This window comes from Aliidiomarina quisquiliarum (assembly GCF_023922585.1).
Classification (GTDB): Bacteria; Pseudomonadota; Gammaproteobacteria; order Enterobacterales; family Alteromonadaceae; genus Aliidiomarina; species Aliidiomarina quisquiliarum.
The window spans coordinates 108,908-124,230 of record NZ_JAMFTN010000014.1 but is presented as its reverse complement, the minus strand read 5'-3'; the positions used below and the strand labels follow the sequence as shown (position 1 = coordinate 124,230).

19 protein-coding genes are annotated in these 15,323 nt (G+C 46.8%); 11 read left to right on the top strand and 8 right to left on the bottom strand.

Annotation, left to right across the window (positions count from 1 at the left end; translation table 11 throughout):
• Window positions 1–21: 21 nt before the first annotated feature.
• Complete coding sequence (locus tag M1L23_RS03260) at window positions 22–348, bottom strand: DUF3392 domain-containing protein (RefSeq protein ID WP_252625636.1); 327 nt, start codon at window positions 346–348, stop codon at window positions 22–24.
• Window positions 349–496: 148 nt separating this feature from the next.
• Between M1L23_RS03260 and xthA the strand changes: the two genes are divergently transcribed.
• Window positions 497–1,306 carry an exodeoxyribonuclease III gene (xthA, locus tag M1L23_RS03255; protein ID WP_252625635.1) on the top strand — a complete coding sequence of 270 codons (810 nt, stop codon included), beginning with the start codon at window positions 497–499 and terminating at the stop codon, window positions 1,304–1,306.
• A gap of 36 nt (window positions 1,307–1,342) precedes the next feature.
• Here the strand turns inward: xthA and yfbV are convergent, their stop codons facing one another.
• Window positions 1,343–1,768: a terminus macrodomain insulation protein YfbV gene (gene yfbV / locus M1L23_RS03250; protein ID WP_252625633.1), complete on the bottom strand. Its 426-nt coding sequence runs from the start codon at window positions 1,766–1,768 to the stop codon at window positions 1,343–1,345.
• A 305-nt stretch (window positions 1,769–2,073) separates the two neighbouring features.
• Between yfbV and M1L23_RS03245 the strand changes: the two genes are divergently transcribed.
• The 5 genes from M1L23_RS03245 to M1L23_RS03225 are packed head-to-tail and all read left to right on the top strand — an operon-like array spanning window position 2,074 to window position 4,938.
• Window positions 2,074–2,568 carry a hypothetical protein gene (locus M1L23_RS03245; RefSeq protein WP_252625632.1) on the top strand — a complete coding sequence of 165 codons (495 nt, stop codon included), beginning with the start codon at window positions 2,074–2,076 and terminating at the stop codon, window positions 2,566–2,568.
• 14 nt (window positions 2,569–2,582) lie between these two features.
• The gene (locus M1L23_RS03240) at window positions 2,583–2,927 is read left to right on the top strand and encodes an arsenate reductase (protein WP_252625630.1); all 345 of its coding nucleotides are present in this window, start codon (window positions 2,583–2,585) and stop codon (window positions 2,925–2,927) included.
• On the top strand, window positions 2,924–4,066 hold the full coding sequence (dapE, locus tag M1L23_RS03235) for a succinyl-diaminopimelate desuccinylase (RefSeq protein ID WP_252625628.1): 1,143 nt from the start codon (window positions 2,924–2,926) through the stop codon (window positions 4,064–4,066). Before M1L23_RS03240 ends, dapE begins: the two co-directional genes overlap by 4 nt.
• Entirely contained in the window at window positions 4,051–4,743 is a 693-nt protein-coding gene (locus M1L23_RS03230) for a M15 family metallopeptidase (protein ID WP_252625627.1), read from the top strand. Before dapE ends, M1L23_RS03230 begins: the two co-directional genes overlap by 16 nt.
• 15 nt (window positions 4,744–4,758) lie before the next feature.
• Window positions 4,759–4,938: a DUF2897 family protein gene (locus M1L23_RS03225; RefSeq protein ID WP_252625625.1), complete on the top strand. Its 180-nt coding sequence runs from the start codon at window positions 4,759–4,761 to the stop codon at window positions 4,936–4,938.
• Here the strand turns inward: M1L23_RS03225 and purC are convergent.
• Genes purC through dapA form a run of 3 tightly spaced genes read right to left on the bottom strand, consistent with a single transcriptional unit; the run spans window position 4,935 to window position 7,665 of the window.
• Window positions 4,935–5,651 carry a phosphoribosylaminoimidazolesuccinocarboxamide synthase gene (gene purC / locus M1L23_RS03220; protein ID WP_252625623.1) on the bottom strand — a complete coding sequence of 239 codons (717 nt, stop codon included), beginning with the start codon at window positions 5,649–5,651 and terminating at the stop codon, window positions 4,935–4,937. The genes M1L23_RS03225 and purC overlap by 4 nt on opposite strands.
• 27 nt (window positions 5,652–5,678) lie before the next feature.
• Complete coding sequence (gene bamC / locus M1L23_RS03215; protein ID WP_252625622.1) at window positions 5,679–6,776, bottom strand: outer membrane protein assembly factor BamC; 1,098 nt, start codon at window positions 6,774–6,776, stop codon at window positions 5,679–5,681.
• Window positions 6,766–7,665 (bottom strand): 4-hydroxy-tetrahydrodipicolinate synthase, encoded by a 900-nt coding sequence (gene dapA, locus M1L23_RS03210; protein ID WP_252625620.1) that lies wholly within the window; start codon window positions 7,663–7,665, stop codon window positions 6,766–6,768. Before dapA ends, bamC begins: the two co-directional genes overlap by 11 nt.
• Before the next feature lie 127 nt (window positions 7,666–7,792).
• Here dapA and bcp point away from each other — a divergent pair, with 127 nt between their 5' ends.
• Entirely contained in the window at window positions 7,793–8,254 is a 462-nt protein-coding gene (gene bcp, locus M1L23_RS03205; protein WP_252625618.1) for a thioredoxin-dependent thiol peroxidase, read from the top strand.
• 27 nt (window positions 8,255–8,281) lie between these two features.
• On the opposite strand, the gene M1L23_RS03200 is transcribed toward bcp, so the two are convergent.
• Entirely contained in the window at window positions 8,282–9,373 is a 1,092-nt protein-coding gene (locus M1L23_RS03200) for an AI-2E family transporter (RefSeq protein WP_252625617.1), read from the bottom strand.
• A gap of 249 nt (window positions 9,374–9,622) precedes the next feature.
• Between M1L23_RS03200 and bepA the strand changes: the two genes are divergently transcribed.
• From bepA to M1L23_RS03185, 3 genes are all read left to right on the top strand, one after another.
• Window positions 9,623–11,128, top strand: a complete 1,506-nt coding sequence (bepA, locus tag M1L23_RS03195) for a beta-barrel assembly-enhancing protease (RefSeq protein ID WP_252625615.1) — start codon at window positions 9,623–9,625, stop codon at window positions 11,126–11,128.
• Between the two features lie 132 nt (window positions 11,129–11,260).
• Window positions 11,261–11,611: an arsenate reductase (glutaredoxin) gene (arsC, locus tag M1L23_RS03190; RefSeq protein ID WP_252625613.1), complete on the top strand. Its 351-nt coding sequence runs from the start codon at window positions 11,261–11,263 to the stop codon at window positions 11,609–11,611.
• Window positions 11,612–11,618: 7 nt separating this feature from the next.
• Window positions 11,619–12,029 (top strand): DUF2069 domain-containing protein, encoded by a 411-nt coding sequence (locus M1L23_RS03185; protein WP_252625611.1) that lies wholly within the window; start codon window positions 11,619–11,621, stop codon window positions 12,027–12,029.
• A 17-nt stretch (window positions 12,030–12,046) separates the two neighbouring features.
• Here M1L23_RS03185 and hda read toward each other — a convergent pair whose 3' ends face one another.
• Entirely contained in the window at window positions 12,047–12,784 is a 738-nt protein-coding gene (gene hda, locus M1L23_RS03180; RefSeq protein ID WP_252625610.1) for a DnaA regulatory inactivator Hda, read from the bottom strand.
• A complete protein-coding gene (locus tag M1L23_RS03175) occupies window positions 12,772–13,866 on the bottom strand; it encodes a DUF2066 domain-containing protein (RefSeq protein ID WP_252625609.1) in 1,095 nt (364 codons plus the stop codon). Before M1L23_RS03175 ends, hda begins: the two co-directional genes overlap by 13 nt.
• A 148-nt stretch (window positions 13,867–14,014) precedes the next feature.
• Here M1L23_RS03175 and M1L23_RS03170 point away from each other — a divergent pair, with 148 nt between their 5' ends.
• Entirely contained in the window at window positions 14,015–15,322 is a 1,308-nt protein-coding gene (locus tag M1L23_RS03170) for an MFS transporter (RefSeq protein WP_252625608.1), read from the top strand.
• Window position 15,323 lies beyond the last annotated feature (1 nt).

Sequence of the window (15,323 nt, the reverse complement as noted above, 5' to 3'; positions counted from 1 at the left end):
CTTTAATGGTTTGCCGCATACTTAAAGTGCGCGCTTACGCTCGGCCAATATACCTAGCCCAAGTACCAAACCAATCACCGTAACACCAAGGTATATACTCGGTAAACGACGTAGCGTGTCGGTCAAAATCGGCGTTAACCAACTCAATAGCAAACCATAACCAAAGGCACACACCAACACAAAAATAAGGGTGCGAAGCACAAAATTATAATGGCTAATATGACGTTTTAAGCTGTTGTTAATATTGTTGCCATATAACACCAGCAATGTGGCCACCACCATCATGGCTACTTGAGAAAGATAGGGGCGTACGTGCATGGTTAACTGTAATAAAATATCTTCAAGCATAACACTACTTATTCTGTTGTTATCGTGCCGTGAGTATACCCCACTAACATTTCAATTCCATGCCGCGTCTGCCACTTTGTATTGCTGCTGCAAGCTTTATTCCACAGTGGTATCATTCCTGCACAATTAATTGAGGATTTCGCATTTTATGAAATTTGTTAGCTTTAATATTAATGGTTTACGCGCTCGGCTGCACCAGCTGCAAGCACTTATCGACAAGCATCAGCCCGACGTAATTGGCTTGCAAGAAACCAAAGTGCACGACGACCAATTTCCCTTAGAAGCCGTACAAGCCATGGGCTATCACGTTTATTTTCATGGTCAAAAAGGTCATTATGGCGTGGCCATGATGACCAAAGAGCCGGCTGAAAATGTAACTTATGGTTTTCCTACCGATGCCGAAGACGCCCAGCGCCGTATGATTATGGTAACTGTACCAGCCCCTAAAGGTGGCACCGTACGGGTACTGAATGGCTACTTTCCACAAGGTGAAAACCGCGATCACGAATGGAAGTTTCCCGATAAAGAAAAGTTTTACGCCGACTTAATGGACTATTTGAACGAACATGAGTCCGTCGACGATGCATTAATTGTAATGGGCGATGTGAACATTTCAGCTACCGACAACGACATTGGTATTGGCGAAGCAAATGCTAAACGTTGGTTACGTACCGGTAAAACCAGCTTTTTACCTGAAGAGCGGGAATGGTTTGAGCGCTTTTTAAGCTGGGGTTTGCACGACACCTGGCGCGAACATAACCCCAACGTAAACGACCAATTTACTTGGTTTGATTACCGCTCTCGGGGCTTCGACGACAACCGTGGTTTACGTATTGACGGCGTGTATGCTACCCCCTCACTTGCGGCTAAATGCGTTGACACAGGAATTGACTACGAACTACGGGGCATTGAAAAACCCTCAGATCACGCTCCAATTTGGAGCCAGTTCGACATTTAACAAACTATCTTTAATCAAGCTTCCGCAACCCTTGGCTTAATAGTCTTGGGGCGGAAGCTTTTTTAATGCCTGTTGCAACACTCGGGCAAGGTCAATATAACAAGGGCCAGGCCGATGACTTGGCAGCCGAATGTCTTCGCCCTGCTGGTTCAGCTTCGTTTTTAACTCTTGATACCAACGCACTAACGGTATTGGCAATGGCCTGTATGCGCGCTTGCCAAGCCAGTAATAGCCTTGTAGCGGTAATAAGAAAATAAACAAGCTGCAGGCTATTATTTGTGGTGCATATTCAATGCCTAAATACTGCCACTGCACAAATGCGTTCACCCCGGCGGCTAATGGCAGCCAGCGCGCACCTAACTTACTGAACGGGATAACTTGCGATTCCGGTAAGTTGCCAACAATAGGATGTTTAGGCCACAACTTCATATAACGGCGCCCGCGTTGTACTGTATTCCACATATACTTCCTCCCTTAACCTTCAAGTTACCTAAAACCAATTGCCAACCACGTCAATGCCCTGTTGATAACCGCCTGCCTGTGTCCTTTTTAAGCGCTTTGTGCAGAATAAACAGACATACGTTCATTTCCCGAACAATTCAACAAAACCTTAAATAACAAACACTTACAAAACTTCGACCAGCTAGTGCACAGAGTTATCCACAGAAAAAGTGGATGATGTGTAAAAGCCTGACTTCTGCCCCCACACATGGCACAATTACTTACAGTCCTAATATAACAAATACCTAGGTGCCTAAGCTTTATTTATGATTGAACTAACACAACAGCCGGTTAAATGGCAAAAACGCTTTACCCTTGCTTCGCCAATTACCGGGCGCTGTATGCCGTTGCATGAAATTGCCAGTGCGCCGCTACAATTAGGAGCATGGGGCGCAGGTGTGGCACTGGCACCTGGTAATCAGCGGGTATACAAATTACCCGGTTGGGAATGCCACGAGGTGTCGGCCGACCGGCGCGATTGGCAGCTTGTAGCCAACGAACAGGGTGCGGTGGTGAAAATTCATTTACGCATTTGGCCGTCGGTACCCGGTTTACCCATCGCATTTGAAAGTAACGACGACGACACCTTATTTGTGTTGGCACCCCACGTATTTCAAGGGGCCGGCTCGTGCTTTATTTCTATGACCATACCCCACTACCCTAAATTAAGTTGGTTGCCAAAGTATGGGCAAGTAACCGCGAAGTTGTCTGCGCCTATCACCTTATACGCCGGCGCCAAGTTACCCACTGAAACCCCCTAAACACAGGAGTAATTATGACCACCCTTTTTGGCATTAAAAATTGCGACACCGTAAGAAAAGCCCGCCGCTGGTTAGACAACGCCAATGTTAGCTATACTTTTCAAGATTTACGTGAACAACCTGTGCCCGCTGCCACCCTTGAAGCTTGGTTACAGCAGGTTGGCGAAGCTACCCTGCTGAATACCCGCAGCACCACCTGGAGAAACTTGCCGGCAGCCGACAAAGGTGAACGCACCGTACCACGCACCATTCAATTACTACAACAGCACCCTACGCTTATTAAGCGCCCAGTATTAGTGCACAGCAACGGCATTGAAGTGGGCTTTAAAGACAGCCGCTACGCGGAGCTTTTTGCATGAGCAACCACCCAACGCTTACGCTGGCACGTGAGTTGATTGCGCGGCAATCGGTAACCCCTAACGACGCCGGTTGCCAAAAGTTAATAGGCGAGCGGTTAGCTGCCTTAGGCTTTGAACTTGAAACTATGGTGTTTGAAGACACCACAAACTTGTGGGCACGCCGCGGCACTGCCGAGCCGGTATTTTGTTTTGCCGGCCATACGGATGTGGTACCCGCAGGGCCATTACAAGCCTGGCGTACGCCTCCTTTTACCCCAACCGATATTGATGGTGTGCTTTATGGCCGTGGTGCTGCCGACATGAAAGGCAGCCTAGCTGCCATGTTAGTTGCGGTGGAAGCCTTTGTTACTAACAACCCCGACCATGAAGGTAGTATTGCGTTTTTAATTACCAGCGACGAAGAGGGTCCATTTATAAATGGTACCACCCGCGTAATTGACACTTTAGAGGCTCGTAATGAAAAAATTACCTGGTGTATTGTGGGCGAACCTTCTAGCACTAATTACTGTGGCGATGTTATAAAACACGGTCGGCGTGGAAGTTTAAGCGGCAATTTAACGGTATATGGAGTGCAAGGTCATGTGGCATACCCACACTTAGCAGAAAACCCTATTCACACGGCGGCACCAGCTATTGTGGCATTAACCAATGAAATATGGGACCACGGTAACCACGCCTTCCCAGCCACTTCTTTCCAAATATCTGATATACAAGCAGGCACAGGAGCAAGCAATGTTATTCCCGGCGAGCTAAATATTCAGTTTAACTTACGCTATTCCACCGAAAGTACCGCTGAACAGCTAATGGAAAGAATTAACGCGATTGTGCACCGATTTGCTTCGAAATTTAACATTGAATGGAAGTTAAATGGCCGGCCATTTTTAACGAACAGCGGTCAGTTGCTCGCTGCCACTATAAAAGCAGTAGAAAGAACGATAGCTATAACGCCTAAGCTGTCTACCGCTGGGGGCACTTCCGATGGCCGCTTTATTGCTCCAACTGGCGCTGAAGTATTAGAGCTAGGCCCTGTGAACAGCACGATACATAAGGCCAACGAATGTGTAAGCCATAGCGACTTGATACACTTAACCAGCATGTATGAATATACTTTGGAGCACTTATTGTGCAAATTAAAGTAATGACCAACGCTCACCTATATGGTTTAGACGAAAGCATGTTAGTTGCCTGCGATCCGCAAGGTGATTTAGCCCCCAGGCCACCAAATCGATTGCATAGCCAAGCGGCTTTAGCCTTTCAGCACCTGCAAAGCGCGGCATTAAAGTCGGGTATTCACCTGCACATTGCCAGTGGCTTTCGCTCTTTCGCCCAACAACAACAAATTTGGGAACGAAAATTTAACCATGAAAGCCGCCAACATTTATTAGCGGAAGAGAAAGTAGCCGACATTTTACGTTGGTCTGCTTTACCTGGTACCAGTCGGCACCACTGGGGCACCGACTTCGACGCCTACGACAGCAGCGCTATTGAACGTTCTCAGCTAAGCTTAGAGCCTTGGGAGTATGAACCAGGCGGGCCTTGCCATAGGCTTTACCTTTGGCTTGAAGCCAATGCCGCCGAATTTGGTTTTTATCGGCCCTACGACAAAGACCGTGGCGGCGTGGCACCCGAGCCATGGCATTGGAGCTATGCGCCTCTAGCCGACCATTACTTGCAAGCGTTTGATACTAATGAACTATGTGCTTTATTGGCGCAGGCAAAGCTTGCTGGCTTAGTGCAGCTATCAGTAAATTTTGACACTTATATACACCAATATGTGCAACAATATGTGCTGAACGTAGCACCAGCCACTTTTTAGCGAAGGAGTTTTAAGATGTTACCCACGTGGGCAATAATAACGATTGTAGCGGTTATTTTTCTATTTGTTATCGGCAATATTTTAATGGTAAAAGAAAGCGCTAATATGAAAATGCCTGACCTTCTTGGTAAGCAAAAACAAGCCAACCAAGAAGATCAAGACAAATTAAAACAAGAAAACCACAAGAATGATTAAGCTGGAAGCTCTAGCCCTAAACGTTTGGCCACTTCTTCGTAAGCTTCTACCACCCCGCCTAAACCTTGACGGAAGCGGTCTTTGTCGAGTTTTTCACGGGTTTCTTTGTCCCATAAACGGCAGCCGTCTGGGCTAAACTCGTCGCCTAACACCACTTTTCCGTTAAACACGCCAAATTCTAGTTTGTAGTCCACCAGCAACAGACCCGCTTGGTCAAATAAGCTTTTTAATACGTCGTTAACGGCAAAGGTTAAGCGCTTCATTTCTGCTAATTGCTCGTGCGTGGCCCAACCAAATGCCACCGCATGGCTTTCGTTGATCATGGGGTCATGCAGAGCGTCATTTTTTAGAAACAGCTCAAAGGTTGGTGGTGTTAAGCTTATCCCTTCTTCAACGCCTAAACGACGCACTAAAGAGCCCGCAGCAATATTCCGTACTACACATTCCACTGGAATCATGGCCAGGTTTTTAACCAAGCTTTCCGTGTCTGACAACAAGCGTTCCATTTGGGTAGGAATACCTTCAGCCGCCAGTTTTTCCATAATAAAATGGTTAAAACGATTGTTCACCATACCCTTGCGGGCAAGCTGTTCAATACGCTCGCCGTCGAACGCTGAGGTGTCGTCGCGGAATTCCAGAATTAAATAGTTCGGATCGCTGGTAGTGTGCACCGTTTTTGCTTTACCACGATACAACTCACTTACTTTTTCCATAATGTTCTCTTTGTTTAGAGGTTCGCGTTACTGCTGTCCGCCAAATGCGTCAGCTACCATGGGAAGCCACTGTGCCAGTACTTCTGCCGTTAATGGTACACCGTCAATTTGTGGTGTTAAGTACACAGTGCCGCTGACTTCGTCAACACCAAAAGTTACTTCAGTACCATTTTTCAGGTTTAAGTCGCCTGTTTGGGACTTTTTCCAAAAGGCCAGTGCATGATACCAGCGACGCTTGCCGAAGGGTTCGTAGCTAACGTAATACATGCCTTCTGATTGGTTTAAGTCGTCAACCACAAAATTTAATTTCTGGAATACTTCCGGTAGCAATACCCATACACTGTTAAAGTCGGTACTAAGCGTAAACGCTGCATTGCCAGTACCTGTGGTACCTAGGCTAACCGCTACCACTTTTTGTGTAAATGCCGCTCGATCGCTGCGGTAAGTACGCTCCATGGCTATGCTAACGTCGTTCAAAACGTCGGCTTCAAAGCTACGAATAAAGTTCATAGGTAGCTTTTGTGGCTGGTTGTCGACAAAGAATGCTGGATCTATTAGCTTTGCTTCTAATTCGCCACTACGGCCATGGCTAGCCATGGTTAATCGTAACTCAATAGCTTGCTCGGACGCTTGCTCTAGTCGATTATTCGATAGTAGGTTAAAAAAACCTGACTTACGGCTTGACGACACCACATGATGAAAGCGTTCAAGGCGAATTAAGCCTTGCTCTTCGTCGGCTATATATGGAGTGTCAAAGGCTTCAACAACTTGAATTAAATGCCCCCAAATACTGTCTTTTAGGTTAGCCACACCGTCAATTGCATCGAAGTAAATACGTGATTCACGAAGTCCTTCTTCAATACGACTACCCGGCGCTGCAGCAATCACTTGCATAGGTGGCCGAATACCAACTTCTGCACCTAAGGCCGGCTGGGTCGCTGGGGCAATAACGGGTACTTGGTATTTATTAGTTGGATTTTGCAACTTAAGCTGGTCTGTTCCCTCAAGGTTTTTTACAGGCTTTATGTCTAAATAGTCGAAGTTCCCTTCGGCTACATTTCGTTGGCTACTGCAAGCAGACAAGGCTAACGCTACACATACAGGCAAAATTAACTTAGCTTTCATCGGTACTCCGTGAATTTAATAAACCAGCGGCTTCTAAGGCTTTTTCGATTGTTTTTTTGCTCTCAAGTTCCGGAGAACATAAGGGTAATCGATAAACTTCGGCCAACCAACCTAAGCGCGCCATTGCCCATTTCACCGGGATTGGGTTTGCTTCAATAAAAAGAATGTCGTGCAATACTCGCATGGGGGCGTCTGCCGCTTCGGCACCAACACGATCGCCACGGCGGGCTGCAACAACTAATTGTTTCATTAGCTTGGGCGCTAAATTTGCCGTAACACTAATCACACCGTCGCCACCTGCCAGCATAAATTCGCAAGCGGTTGGATCGTCGCCACTCAACACAATAAAGTCGGGCCCACAAAGTTGTTTAATTTGCTGTACCCGCTCAACTTTGCCTGTGGCTTCTTTAATACCAACAATATTGGGGATATGGGCTAACTGCGCCACTATTTCAGGCACTAAGTCGGAACAGGTACGCCCAGGCACGTTATACAGCAACTGAGGTAAGTCGCTTACTGCCGCTATATGGCTATAGTGCTCGAACAACCCTTTAGGGCTTGGTTTATTATAATAAGGCGACACATTTAAAAAGCCATCAATCCCCAATGGGGCGATACGCTCAGTTAGTTGCACCGCCTCAGCGGTAGCATTTGAGCCGTTGCCGGCCAGAACTTTAATACGGCCTGCGACCACTTCTACGGTGGCCCGCACTACGTCTACATGTTCATCGTGTGTCAAAGTGGTAGACTCACCCGTGGTCCCCACCGACACAATAGCATCAGTGCCCTGTTGAATATGAAATTCAACCAATTCGGCTAACAATGCATAATCAACGTTACCCTGGGGCGTAAATGGAGTGACAAGTGCCACCATACTGCCAGTTAACATAGCTGCTCCCTTCGGAATTTAGCGCATAATCTTACGTTGACACTCTAGTAATGACAAGGGTTCAACACTAGTAGTTCAATAACCCTTATGTTAATAATTCAGCACAAAACAAACTTAGGAGTTCATAATGAATCGTTTACAAGAAGGTGATAAAGCACCTAACTTTACCTTACCGAACGAACATGGCGAGCCAACAAGCCTGGCATCGCTCTTAGAAAAAGGTCGTGTACTACTTTATTTTTATCCTAAGGCAATGACCCCCGGATGCACCGTGCAAGCACAAAACTTACGTGACCAAAAGCAAGCCTTGGCAGAAAAAAACACTATCGCTGTAGGCGTTAGCATTGATGCCCCAAAACGCCTAGCCAAGTTTATAGAGCGCGACGAACTTAATTTTACCCTACTTGGCGACGAAGACCATGCGGTTGCCGAGGCTTTCGGCGTTTGGGGCTTGAAAAAATTCATGGGCCGCGAGTACGACGGTATACACCGCATTAGTTTTTTAATTGAACAAGACGGCACCATTAGCAAAGTGTTTGATAAGTTCAAAACCAAAGATCATCACGAAGTGGTTTTAGCCGCCCTTTAAACTTTTGCTTAAGCAAAAGAGCAAGCCTTAGGCTTGCTCTTTTGGTTTTTCTTCCGCTTCATGGCTATGGTGCAACTGACCAGAAAACGCTGTAAGCACGGCTTTTACTAAACTGGCTAATGGAATGGCAAAGAATACGCCCCAAAAACCCCAAATAGCACCAAAAATTAATACTGCGGCAATAATATACACCGGGTGTAAACTTACCGCCTCCGAAAATAATAACGGTACTAATACGTTGCCATCTAAAGCTTGAATAATTAAATACGCCATCATTAGCCAAGCCAAGGTGGGCGACATGCCGAATTGAAACAACCCTACCAAGGCCACGGGCAAAGTTACCACAGCCGCACCAATATATGGCACCAATACGGAAAAACCCACTAAAATTGCCAGTAGTGCTGAATAGCGCAAGTCAAACATGGTAAACACCACAAAGGTAACACCACTAACAATAATAATTTCGAGCGACTTGCCCCGAATATAATTCATTATTTGCGTGTTCATTTCATGGCCCACTTGCTGAATAAGCCGGCGCTGATCAGGCAACACCCGTGAAAAGTGGCTTAGCAGAATGTCTTTGTCTTTTAAAATAAAGAACACCATCAGCGGCACTATAATTAAATATACCAACAGGGTAGCAACCACAAACAAGGTACTTAACGACTTGTCGAGAATACCCTGCCCTATGGCAAGTAGCCGCGTATTAATGCGTTGCGTGAATTCTTCTAGTTGGCTTTGTTCAATAAATGCTGGGGCATATTCTTGCGCTGTTTCCATTAAGTCTTGCCAAGCTTCCGCTATCAGCGGTAATTCTTTTAACAGTGTGGTACTTTGCTGCCAAACCACGGGCACTAAAAACACCACCAATAAAATACTAATTGTCATAAACAAGCTAAAAACTAACAAAGCCGCGGGCAAACGCTTTAGGCCTATTTTTTCTAGAATACTTATGGGCCATTCCAATAAATAAGCTAAGGCAAGCGCTGCCAACACCGGTGCAAGTATATTGCCCCAAAATATAATCACACCAAAACTGATAATTAAAAGAAGTGTAAGGGTGACTGTATTGGGGTCTGAAAACCGACGTTGAAACCACGTTTTTAAGTAATCCAACATGCCTAATATGTCCTTTTTCGGAAGCGAGCCCAGATGAGTGTCGTGTTAGCTAACTAGCTTAACACTAGGGCATAGATCGACATAGAATTTGGTTTCTCGTAAACTTCTTGCATTCTACTGGTTTCGGGGAACAGATTCAAAGGCTCGTGGTCTGACAAGGTGCTCCACTTAGCGCACAATGCTTCTTTAAGCTCTGCTTCGGTGGTTACCACCCCATGTACTCACTTAATTAGGTCGTATAAGGACTTCATGATTCTGATAAGCAAAACTTTCCGCACCAAAACGCTGCTTGCGAAAAGCTTGGTAAGCGTATTATTTGTGCTTTTTAGCTGGTCTGTTAGTAGCTCAAGTTGCGCTCAACAGCATCAACAACGTAATGAAATTCCCGCTATTGGTGTAGCTGGTGGGGTAACCATGTCGATCGAGCGAGAGCGTATTTTTGGCGACTTCTACATGCGTGAAATTCGTAACTTAGCCCCCCTTGCCGACGACCCAGTATTACGCGAGTATTTAAGTGAAGTGGGCCATAACTTAGTGAAACACACGGACAACGTGCGTTACCCATTCAACTTTTTTATTGTACGCGACGATTCAATTAACGCCTTTGCCTTTTTGGGGGGCTACATAGGTATTCATACGGGGCTAATTTTAGAAGCCGACGACGAATCGGAACTTGCTTCAGTACTAAGCCATGAAATAGCCCACGTCACCCAGCGCCATATTGCCCGCAACTTAGAGCGTATGGAGCAAGCATCTACCTTCACCATGGCCCAACTGCTAGGCAGCATTGCCATTGCTATGGTTAACCCGGTGGCTGGCATGGCAACTTTAAGCGCCAGCATTGCGGGCTTGCAGCAGCGCCAAATAAACTATACCCGCCAATTTGAATTAGAAGCCGACCGCGTTGGCATGGACTCTTTATACCGCGCTGGCTACGACGTAGAAGGCGCACCACGTTTTTTTGCCAAATTAGCGTCGAAGTTTCGTTACGCCACCCAAATGCCACAAATGTTAGTTACTCACCCTTTACCTGAAAGCCGTATAGCCGATACACGCTCGCGTGCCATGCAATACCCGCCCCGCAACCTTGAGCCTAGCCTAGGTTTCGAGCTTGCTAAAGTGCGTATTCGAGCCCGCTATTCAAGCCGTGAAGCCAGTGATTTATTGCTCGACTTAAAGTCTGAAGAAAAACAACTGAAGCACCCCCATCAACTAGCCGCTAACAATTACGGTAAAGCGCTCGCTTTATTTCGCTTAGCTCGTTATGAAGAAGCGCTAAGCTATATTACCCCGCTACGCAACAACGACCTTTTCAATTTGTTTTATTTAGACACCTTAACCGACATTTATTTAGAGCTCGGCCGCGGTGACGAAGCTGTAGAGCTACTCACTAATGAATTTATTCGGCGCCCTAACAATCAGGTTATTACCTTGAACTTAGCTTATGCAGCCAACCATATTGGCGACTACGAACTAAGCCGACGGGTGCTAACTAGTTTTATTATTTATAATAAAAACGACATGCTGGCTTGGAATTTATTGTATGAGTCGCACCAAAAAAATGACCGCCCGGCCGACATGCACGAGGCTTTAGCAGAAATTTTTGCCCTGCGGGGAAATTTCCGCATGGCCATTGAGGAGCTGCACACGGCAATTAGCAAAATACCCGAAGAGCGCAATTTAACCCGCCAACGATTGCAGGCACGCATTCTACAGTTTCGTAATTTTGAAATTGAACGTAATCGGGTTGGTTAAGCCCAAGGCTTGAACCAATACTTAATGCCTGTGGTAAACGGCTGCTTTGATTTTCGTGTTCATTTAGGTAGTATCTGCGGCACTGAGCCTAAGCTCGAACATGCACCAACTAACAGACCACAAGAGGATGTTATGAGTTCTATTGTTATGTACCACAACCCCCGGTGCTCAAAAAGCCGCCAAACCTTAGCTTTACTACAAGAGCGCGGTATTGAACCACACATTATTGAATACTTAACCACACCACCCACGCCAGCAGAGTTAACGCAAACCCTTGCCGCCCTAAACATGCAGCCACAAGAGTTGTTACGCACTGGTGAAGACGATTATAAAACCCTCGACTTAGCGAACTTTGATGGTACCAACGACGCATTAATTGAGTTGATGTGCGCCCACCCGAAGTTAATTGAGCGCCCTATCGTAATCCATGGCGAACAAGCCAAAGTGGGCCGACCGCCTGAAGCTGTATTGGCTATTTTGTGAGCATGCAATGAACTTACCTACCCATTCGGGCTTTTATCGCAAGCTGACACTAATTAGCTATGTGTCGTTGCTACTGTTTGTAGTGCTTTGGCAAACCTTGCTAGTGCCTAGCGAACACTTAAGCAGGCCCTTAGCCTTGGTTATATTTGTGCTGCCCTTGTTGCTGCCGCTACGGGGTATTTTAATGGGCAACCCTTATACCCATGCCTGGGCAAACTTTATTTTAATGCTGTACTTTTTACATGGTTTTACCACAATTTATACCATGTGGGACCGTTGGTACTTGCCCTTAACCGAGTTAATACTTACCACAGGTGCTTTTTTTGGCGCCACTTACTACGCCCGCTACCGCGGCCGTGAATTAGGCTTGGGTTTAAAAAAACAAAAAGTAGGTAATGCGGGTAAAGCGGCTGATTAACCGCCTTAGAAAAGAGTTTATAAACTAAGCACTTGCTTTACAAAGGGCAGCGTTAGGCGGCGCTGCTCGCGCATTGACGCTTGGTCTAAGTCGCCTAAGGTTTGCATTAAACCATTCATACCGCGACTTAAGCGGCCAAGTAAAAATTCTGCCACATCGTCGCCTAATACCAAACCACGAGATTGCGCATGCGCTTTTAATGCCTTTATTTTTTCTACGTCGTTTAACGCAGCTAGCTTAAACTGCGTGGCGGCCTGCAGCCGCGATTGCAAGTCAGCAAGCGCCACATTCATACCCCGGGCGGGTACATTCGAAGACCAGAGCAAATGCCCTTGTTGGCGATCCATAAATCGATTAATTAAAGCAAATAAAGCCAGCGCCCAGTCGCTATTTGAAGTAACCGCTTCAATGTTATCTAAAGCCAATAATTGCGCCATTTCTAAACCATCAAGTAGTTCTGGCGACTCATGGCAAAGAACATCTAAAGGTAAATACATGGCCATTTCACCGCGACTTTGCACCATATCGGTCATAGCCGACAACAAATGTGTTTTCCCTGCGCCAGCTGGCCCAATTACGGCAGAGTGATGAAATGGCGAAGCTTCAACGCCACGTAAATAGTCAACAGCGGTTTGGTTCGGGCCTGCTACAAACAGTGAAAACTGGGCTAATTCCGGCAGCTCTACCGGCAAGGTCAGCTGGGTAGACTCATGTAACGACTCTTTTATTACCGCATCTTTCTTCAACGTAACCACCGATACTCCAACACGGTACTTTCCGTGCGACTCCAAGGATCTTCTATGCGCTGTAAGCGCCGTTCAAGCTCTAGGGAATGTGCTAGCCGCTCTTTATTCCCCACTACCACTAAACTAAACTCTGCTGTGCCTTGGTGGTAGCGGGTCATGATTATTCGTTTCACCGGACTTAAACGACCAAGTAATTGTTCGGCTGCCAGTACATGCTCTAAGTTATGGGCATTAAGTAAACGCAAGAAAACCTCCGCTTGCTCTGTTTCAGCAAAGCTAACCGCATAAGCACTGGCCACGGCCTCGACAATATCGTTTGCTAGTTGCATACCAAGTTGGGTTATATCTGCGTGTTGTGTAAAGCCTTGGGTACTTAGGTTGCCTATTACCAAACTCCACTCGGCCACTGGGTCGGTATGCTCTGCTTCTAATAGTCGCACCATAACAATACCATTGGCCCCATACCGCTGGGTGGCTGCCGTTACTGGTTGTTCAAAGCGCCCCCATACGTCGCTGCCATTGAGCGCCAGCCGATCAGTTAAGTCGAGCAAGGGGTACGACAGGTCAAGACCACGTAGCTGTGCTTGTTGCATAATTGGCGCCACAATAGCATGGCCAGAGTCGCGCCCTATTAATTCAATACCGTTAAGCCCTTGGCCGGCAAGCCATACCATTATTTGCGGGCGGCGTGCACTCCACACCGAAGCACCCGAGTCGCGTAGTAAAGCGACTATGCGTTCTTCGTTAAAAGTTACCTGTAAAAAAGTTTGCCCTTGCTGCGAGGTGTAACTAAATTGAATAACATAGTCGTTGGCCCGAGCTAACTCGCTACGCACAGGGCTAATTTGCAACACGCTAGCATGCCCCGACACCCGCACCAACACCTCGGCGAAGGCTGCTCGTACCGCTCGGATACGTTCGTTATTGCTTTGCGAACCCACCGGCACTTCCGCTGTTAGTAGGCGCTGCATGGCGTATGCAGCACGGGAGCTGTCACGCGCATGGGCTGATTGCTGCCCCGTTATAACGGCCCCAAGCCACAAAATAACCAACACAGGTACTAACAAAATAACAGATGTAGTTCTACTCACCGTATTCGCCTTCCTAAGATTAGGGTTAGGATGATAAACACCCTAGCACAGCTGAGCAAGTAATAAGCTGTGGAAATCAAGTGCATATGTGGCTCAAAAGCACTCTAAATGATAGCATAACTTGAATTTCATTCATTTTGGGTATGTCATGCTACGTCAACAAGTCCGAGCCGTCAGCTCACTACTTTCCACCATGACCCTTATTGGTTTATGTGTAGGCATGACCAGCACCTTGCTGGGTTTACGCGGCACCTTAGAAGGTTTTTCAACGCTTACTATCGGCGTTATTATGTCGGCGTACTTCATTGGCTATTTATTTGGCTCAACCCGCGCTCCCAAAGATATTCGCCGAGTTGGTTATATACGTGCTTTTGGCGGCTTAGGGGCACTTGCTTCCATTACCGTACTAGTACAAGCCGTATGGATTGACCCCTACGTTTGGTTTTTTATGCGCTTTTTAAGTGGCTTTGCCCTTTCTGCCATGTTTGTAATTGCTGAAAGCTGGCTAAACACCATGGCCGACAACAAAAACCGCGGCGCCCTGTTGTCCGTGTATATGGTGTTGTTGTATGGCGGGCTTATTGTAGGCCAGCTATTACTGGGTATTGCCGACCCTGCTACCTTCGTGCCCTTTGCTATTATCGCTATGCTGCTTAACTTGTCGCTCATTCCAATTTTGGCCAGCGTAACCGTTGAGCCCACCACCACCGAGGTAAAGAAAGTTTCTTTTCGATTCTTACTCGAGCAAGCACCGCTGGGTATTGCCGCTACCTTTATTATTCAAGCCTGCTCGGCCATGTTTTATGGCGTCGGCCCTGTGTATGCCATTCATTTAGGCTTAAGCGTGCCCCAAGTAACTGTTTTTATGGCCGCTTTTATTTCCGGTGGCTTACTAGCGCAACCCCCTATTGGCATGCTGTCAGACCGCTACGACCGCCGTGCCGTTCTAGCAAGTTGTGCTGCTAGTGCAGCAGTTATATCGCTATTGCTGTCGCAGGTAGGCGGCCAATACCCTTGGCTTATTTACCTTGGCATGGCGCTACTTGGCGCCAGCTTATTGCCAATTTATTCGCTGGCTATTGCCCACACCAATGACTTTTTAGAGCGCGACCAAATGCTCGGTGCCACCGGTACTATTATTAAAATAGCGGGTGTGGGTTCAATTATTGGTGCGCCAACCGTTGCCGCCATGATGCAATTTGGTGCAATTAGTTATTTCTTTTTCTTGATTTCAGCTTTGTCGGCATTCGTTGCTATGTATGCGGTGTACCGCATCGGCCAGCGAAAAGCGCCCGCAGAACAGCCGCATACACCCTTTGTTAGCTTAGCCCCTGCTCAGGTATCGGAAGAAATTGTCCATTCCATGATAGAAGACGCTACCGATGAATTTGAAGATGCCAGCAACGCAACTGTAGTTACTGGCCCTCCACTGGCAGAGAAGTTGGAAGAAGAATAAC

Excerpts from the sequence above, each read along its gene's own strand:
- M1L23_RS03245 (WP_252625632.1), top strand. The coding sequence starts at position 2,074 with ATGATTGAACTAACACAACAGCCGGTTAAATGGCAAAAACGCTTTACC.
- M1L23_RS03260 (WP_252625636.1), bottom strand. The coding sequence starts at position 348 with ATGCTTGAAGATATTTTATTACAGTTAACCATGCACGTACGCCCCTAT.
- M1L23_RS03170 (WP_252625608.1), top strand. The coding sequence starts at position 14,015 with ATGCTACGTCAACAAGTCCGAGCCGTCAGCTCACTACTTTCCACCATG.
- M1L23_RS03200 (WP_252625617.1), bottom strand. The coding sequence starts at position 9,373 with ATGTTGGATTACTTAAAAACGTGGTTTCAACGTCGGTTTTCAGACCCC.
- dapE (WP_252625628.1), top strand. The coding sequence starts at position 2,924 with ATGAGCAACCACCCAACGCTTACGCTGGCACGTGAGTTGATTGCGCGG.
- M1L23_RS03185 (WP_252625611.1), top strand. The coding sequence starts at position 11,619 with ATGAACTTACCTACCCATTCGGGCTTTTATCGCAAGCTGACACTAATT.
- bcp (WP_252625618.1), top strand. The coding sequence starts at position 7,793 with ATGAATCGTTTACAAGAAGGTGATAAAGCACCTAACTTTACCTTACCG.
- bamC (WP_252625622.1), bottom strand. The coding sequence starts at position 6,776 with ATGAAAGCTAAGTTAATTTTGCCTGTATGTGTAGCGTTAGCCTTGTCT.
- bepA (WP_252625615.1), top strand. The coding sequence starts at position 9,623 with ATGATTCTGATAAGCAAAACTTTCCGCACCAAAACGCTGCTTGCGAAA.
- M1L23_RS03240 (WP_252625630.1), top strand. The coding sequence starts at position 2,583 with ATGACCACCCTTTTTGGCATTAAAAATTGCGACACCGTAAGAAAAGCC.
- purC (WP_252625623.1), bottom strand. The coding sequence starts at position 5,651 with ATGGAAAAAGTAAGTGAGTTGTATCGTGGTAAAGCAAAAACGGTGCAC.
- dapA (WP_252625620.1), bottom strand. The coding sequence starts at position 7,665 with ATGTTAACTGGCAGTATGGTGGCACTTGTCACTCCATTTACGCCCCAG.
- yfbV (WP_252625633.1), bottom strand. The coding sequence starts at position 1,768 with ATGTGGAATACAGTACAACGCGGGCGCCGTTATATGAAGTTGTGGCCT.
- xthA (WP_252625635.1), top strand. The coding sequence starts at position 497 with ATGAAATTTGTTAGCTTTAATATTAATGGTTTACGCGCTCGGCTGCAC.
- M1L23_RS03225 (WP_252625625.1), top strand. The coding sequence starts at position 4,759 with ATGTTACCCACGTGGGCAATAATAACGATTGTAGCGGTTATTTTTCTA.
- arsC (WP_252625613.1), top strand. The coding sequence starts at position 11,261 with ATGAGTTCTATTGTTATGTACCACAACCCCCGGTGCTCAAAAAGCCGC.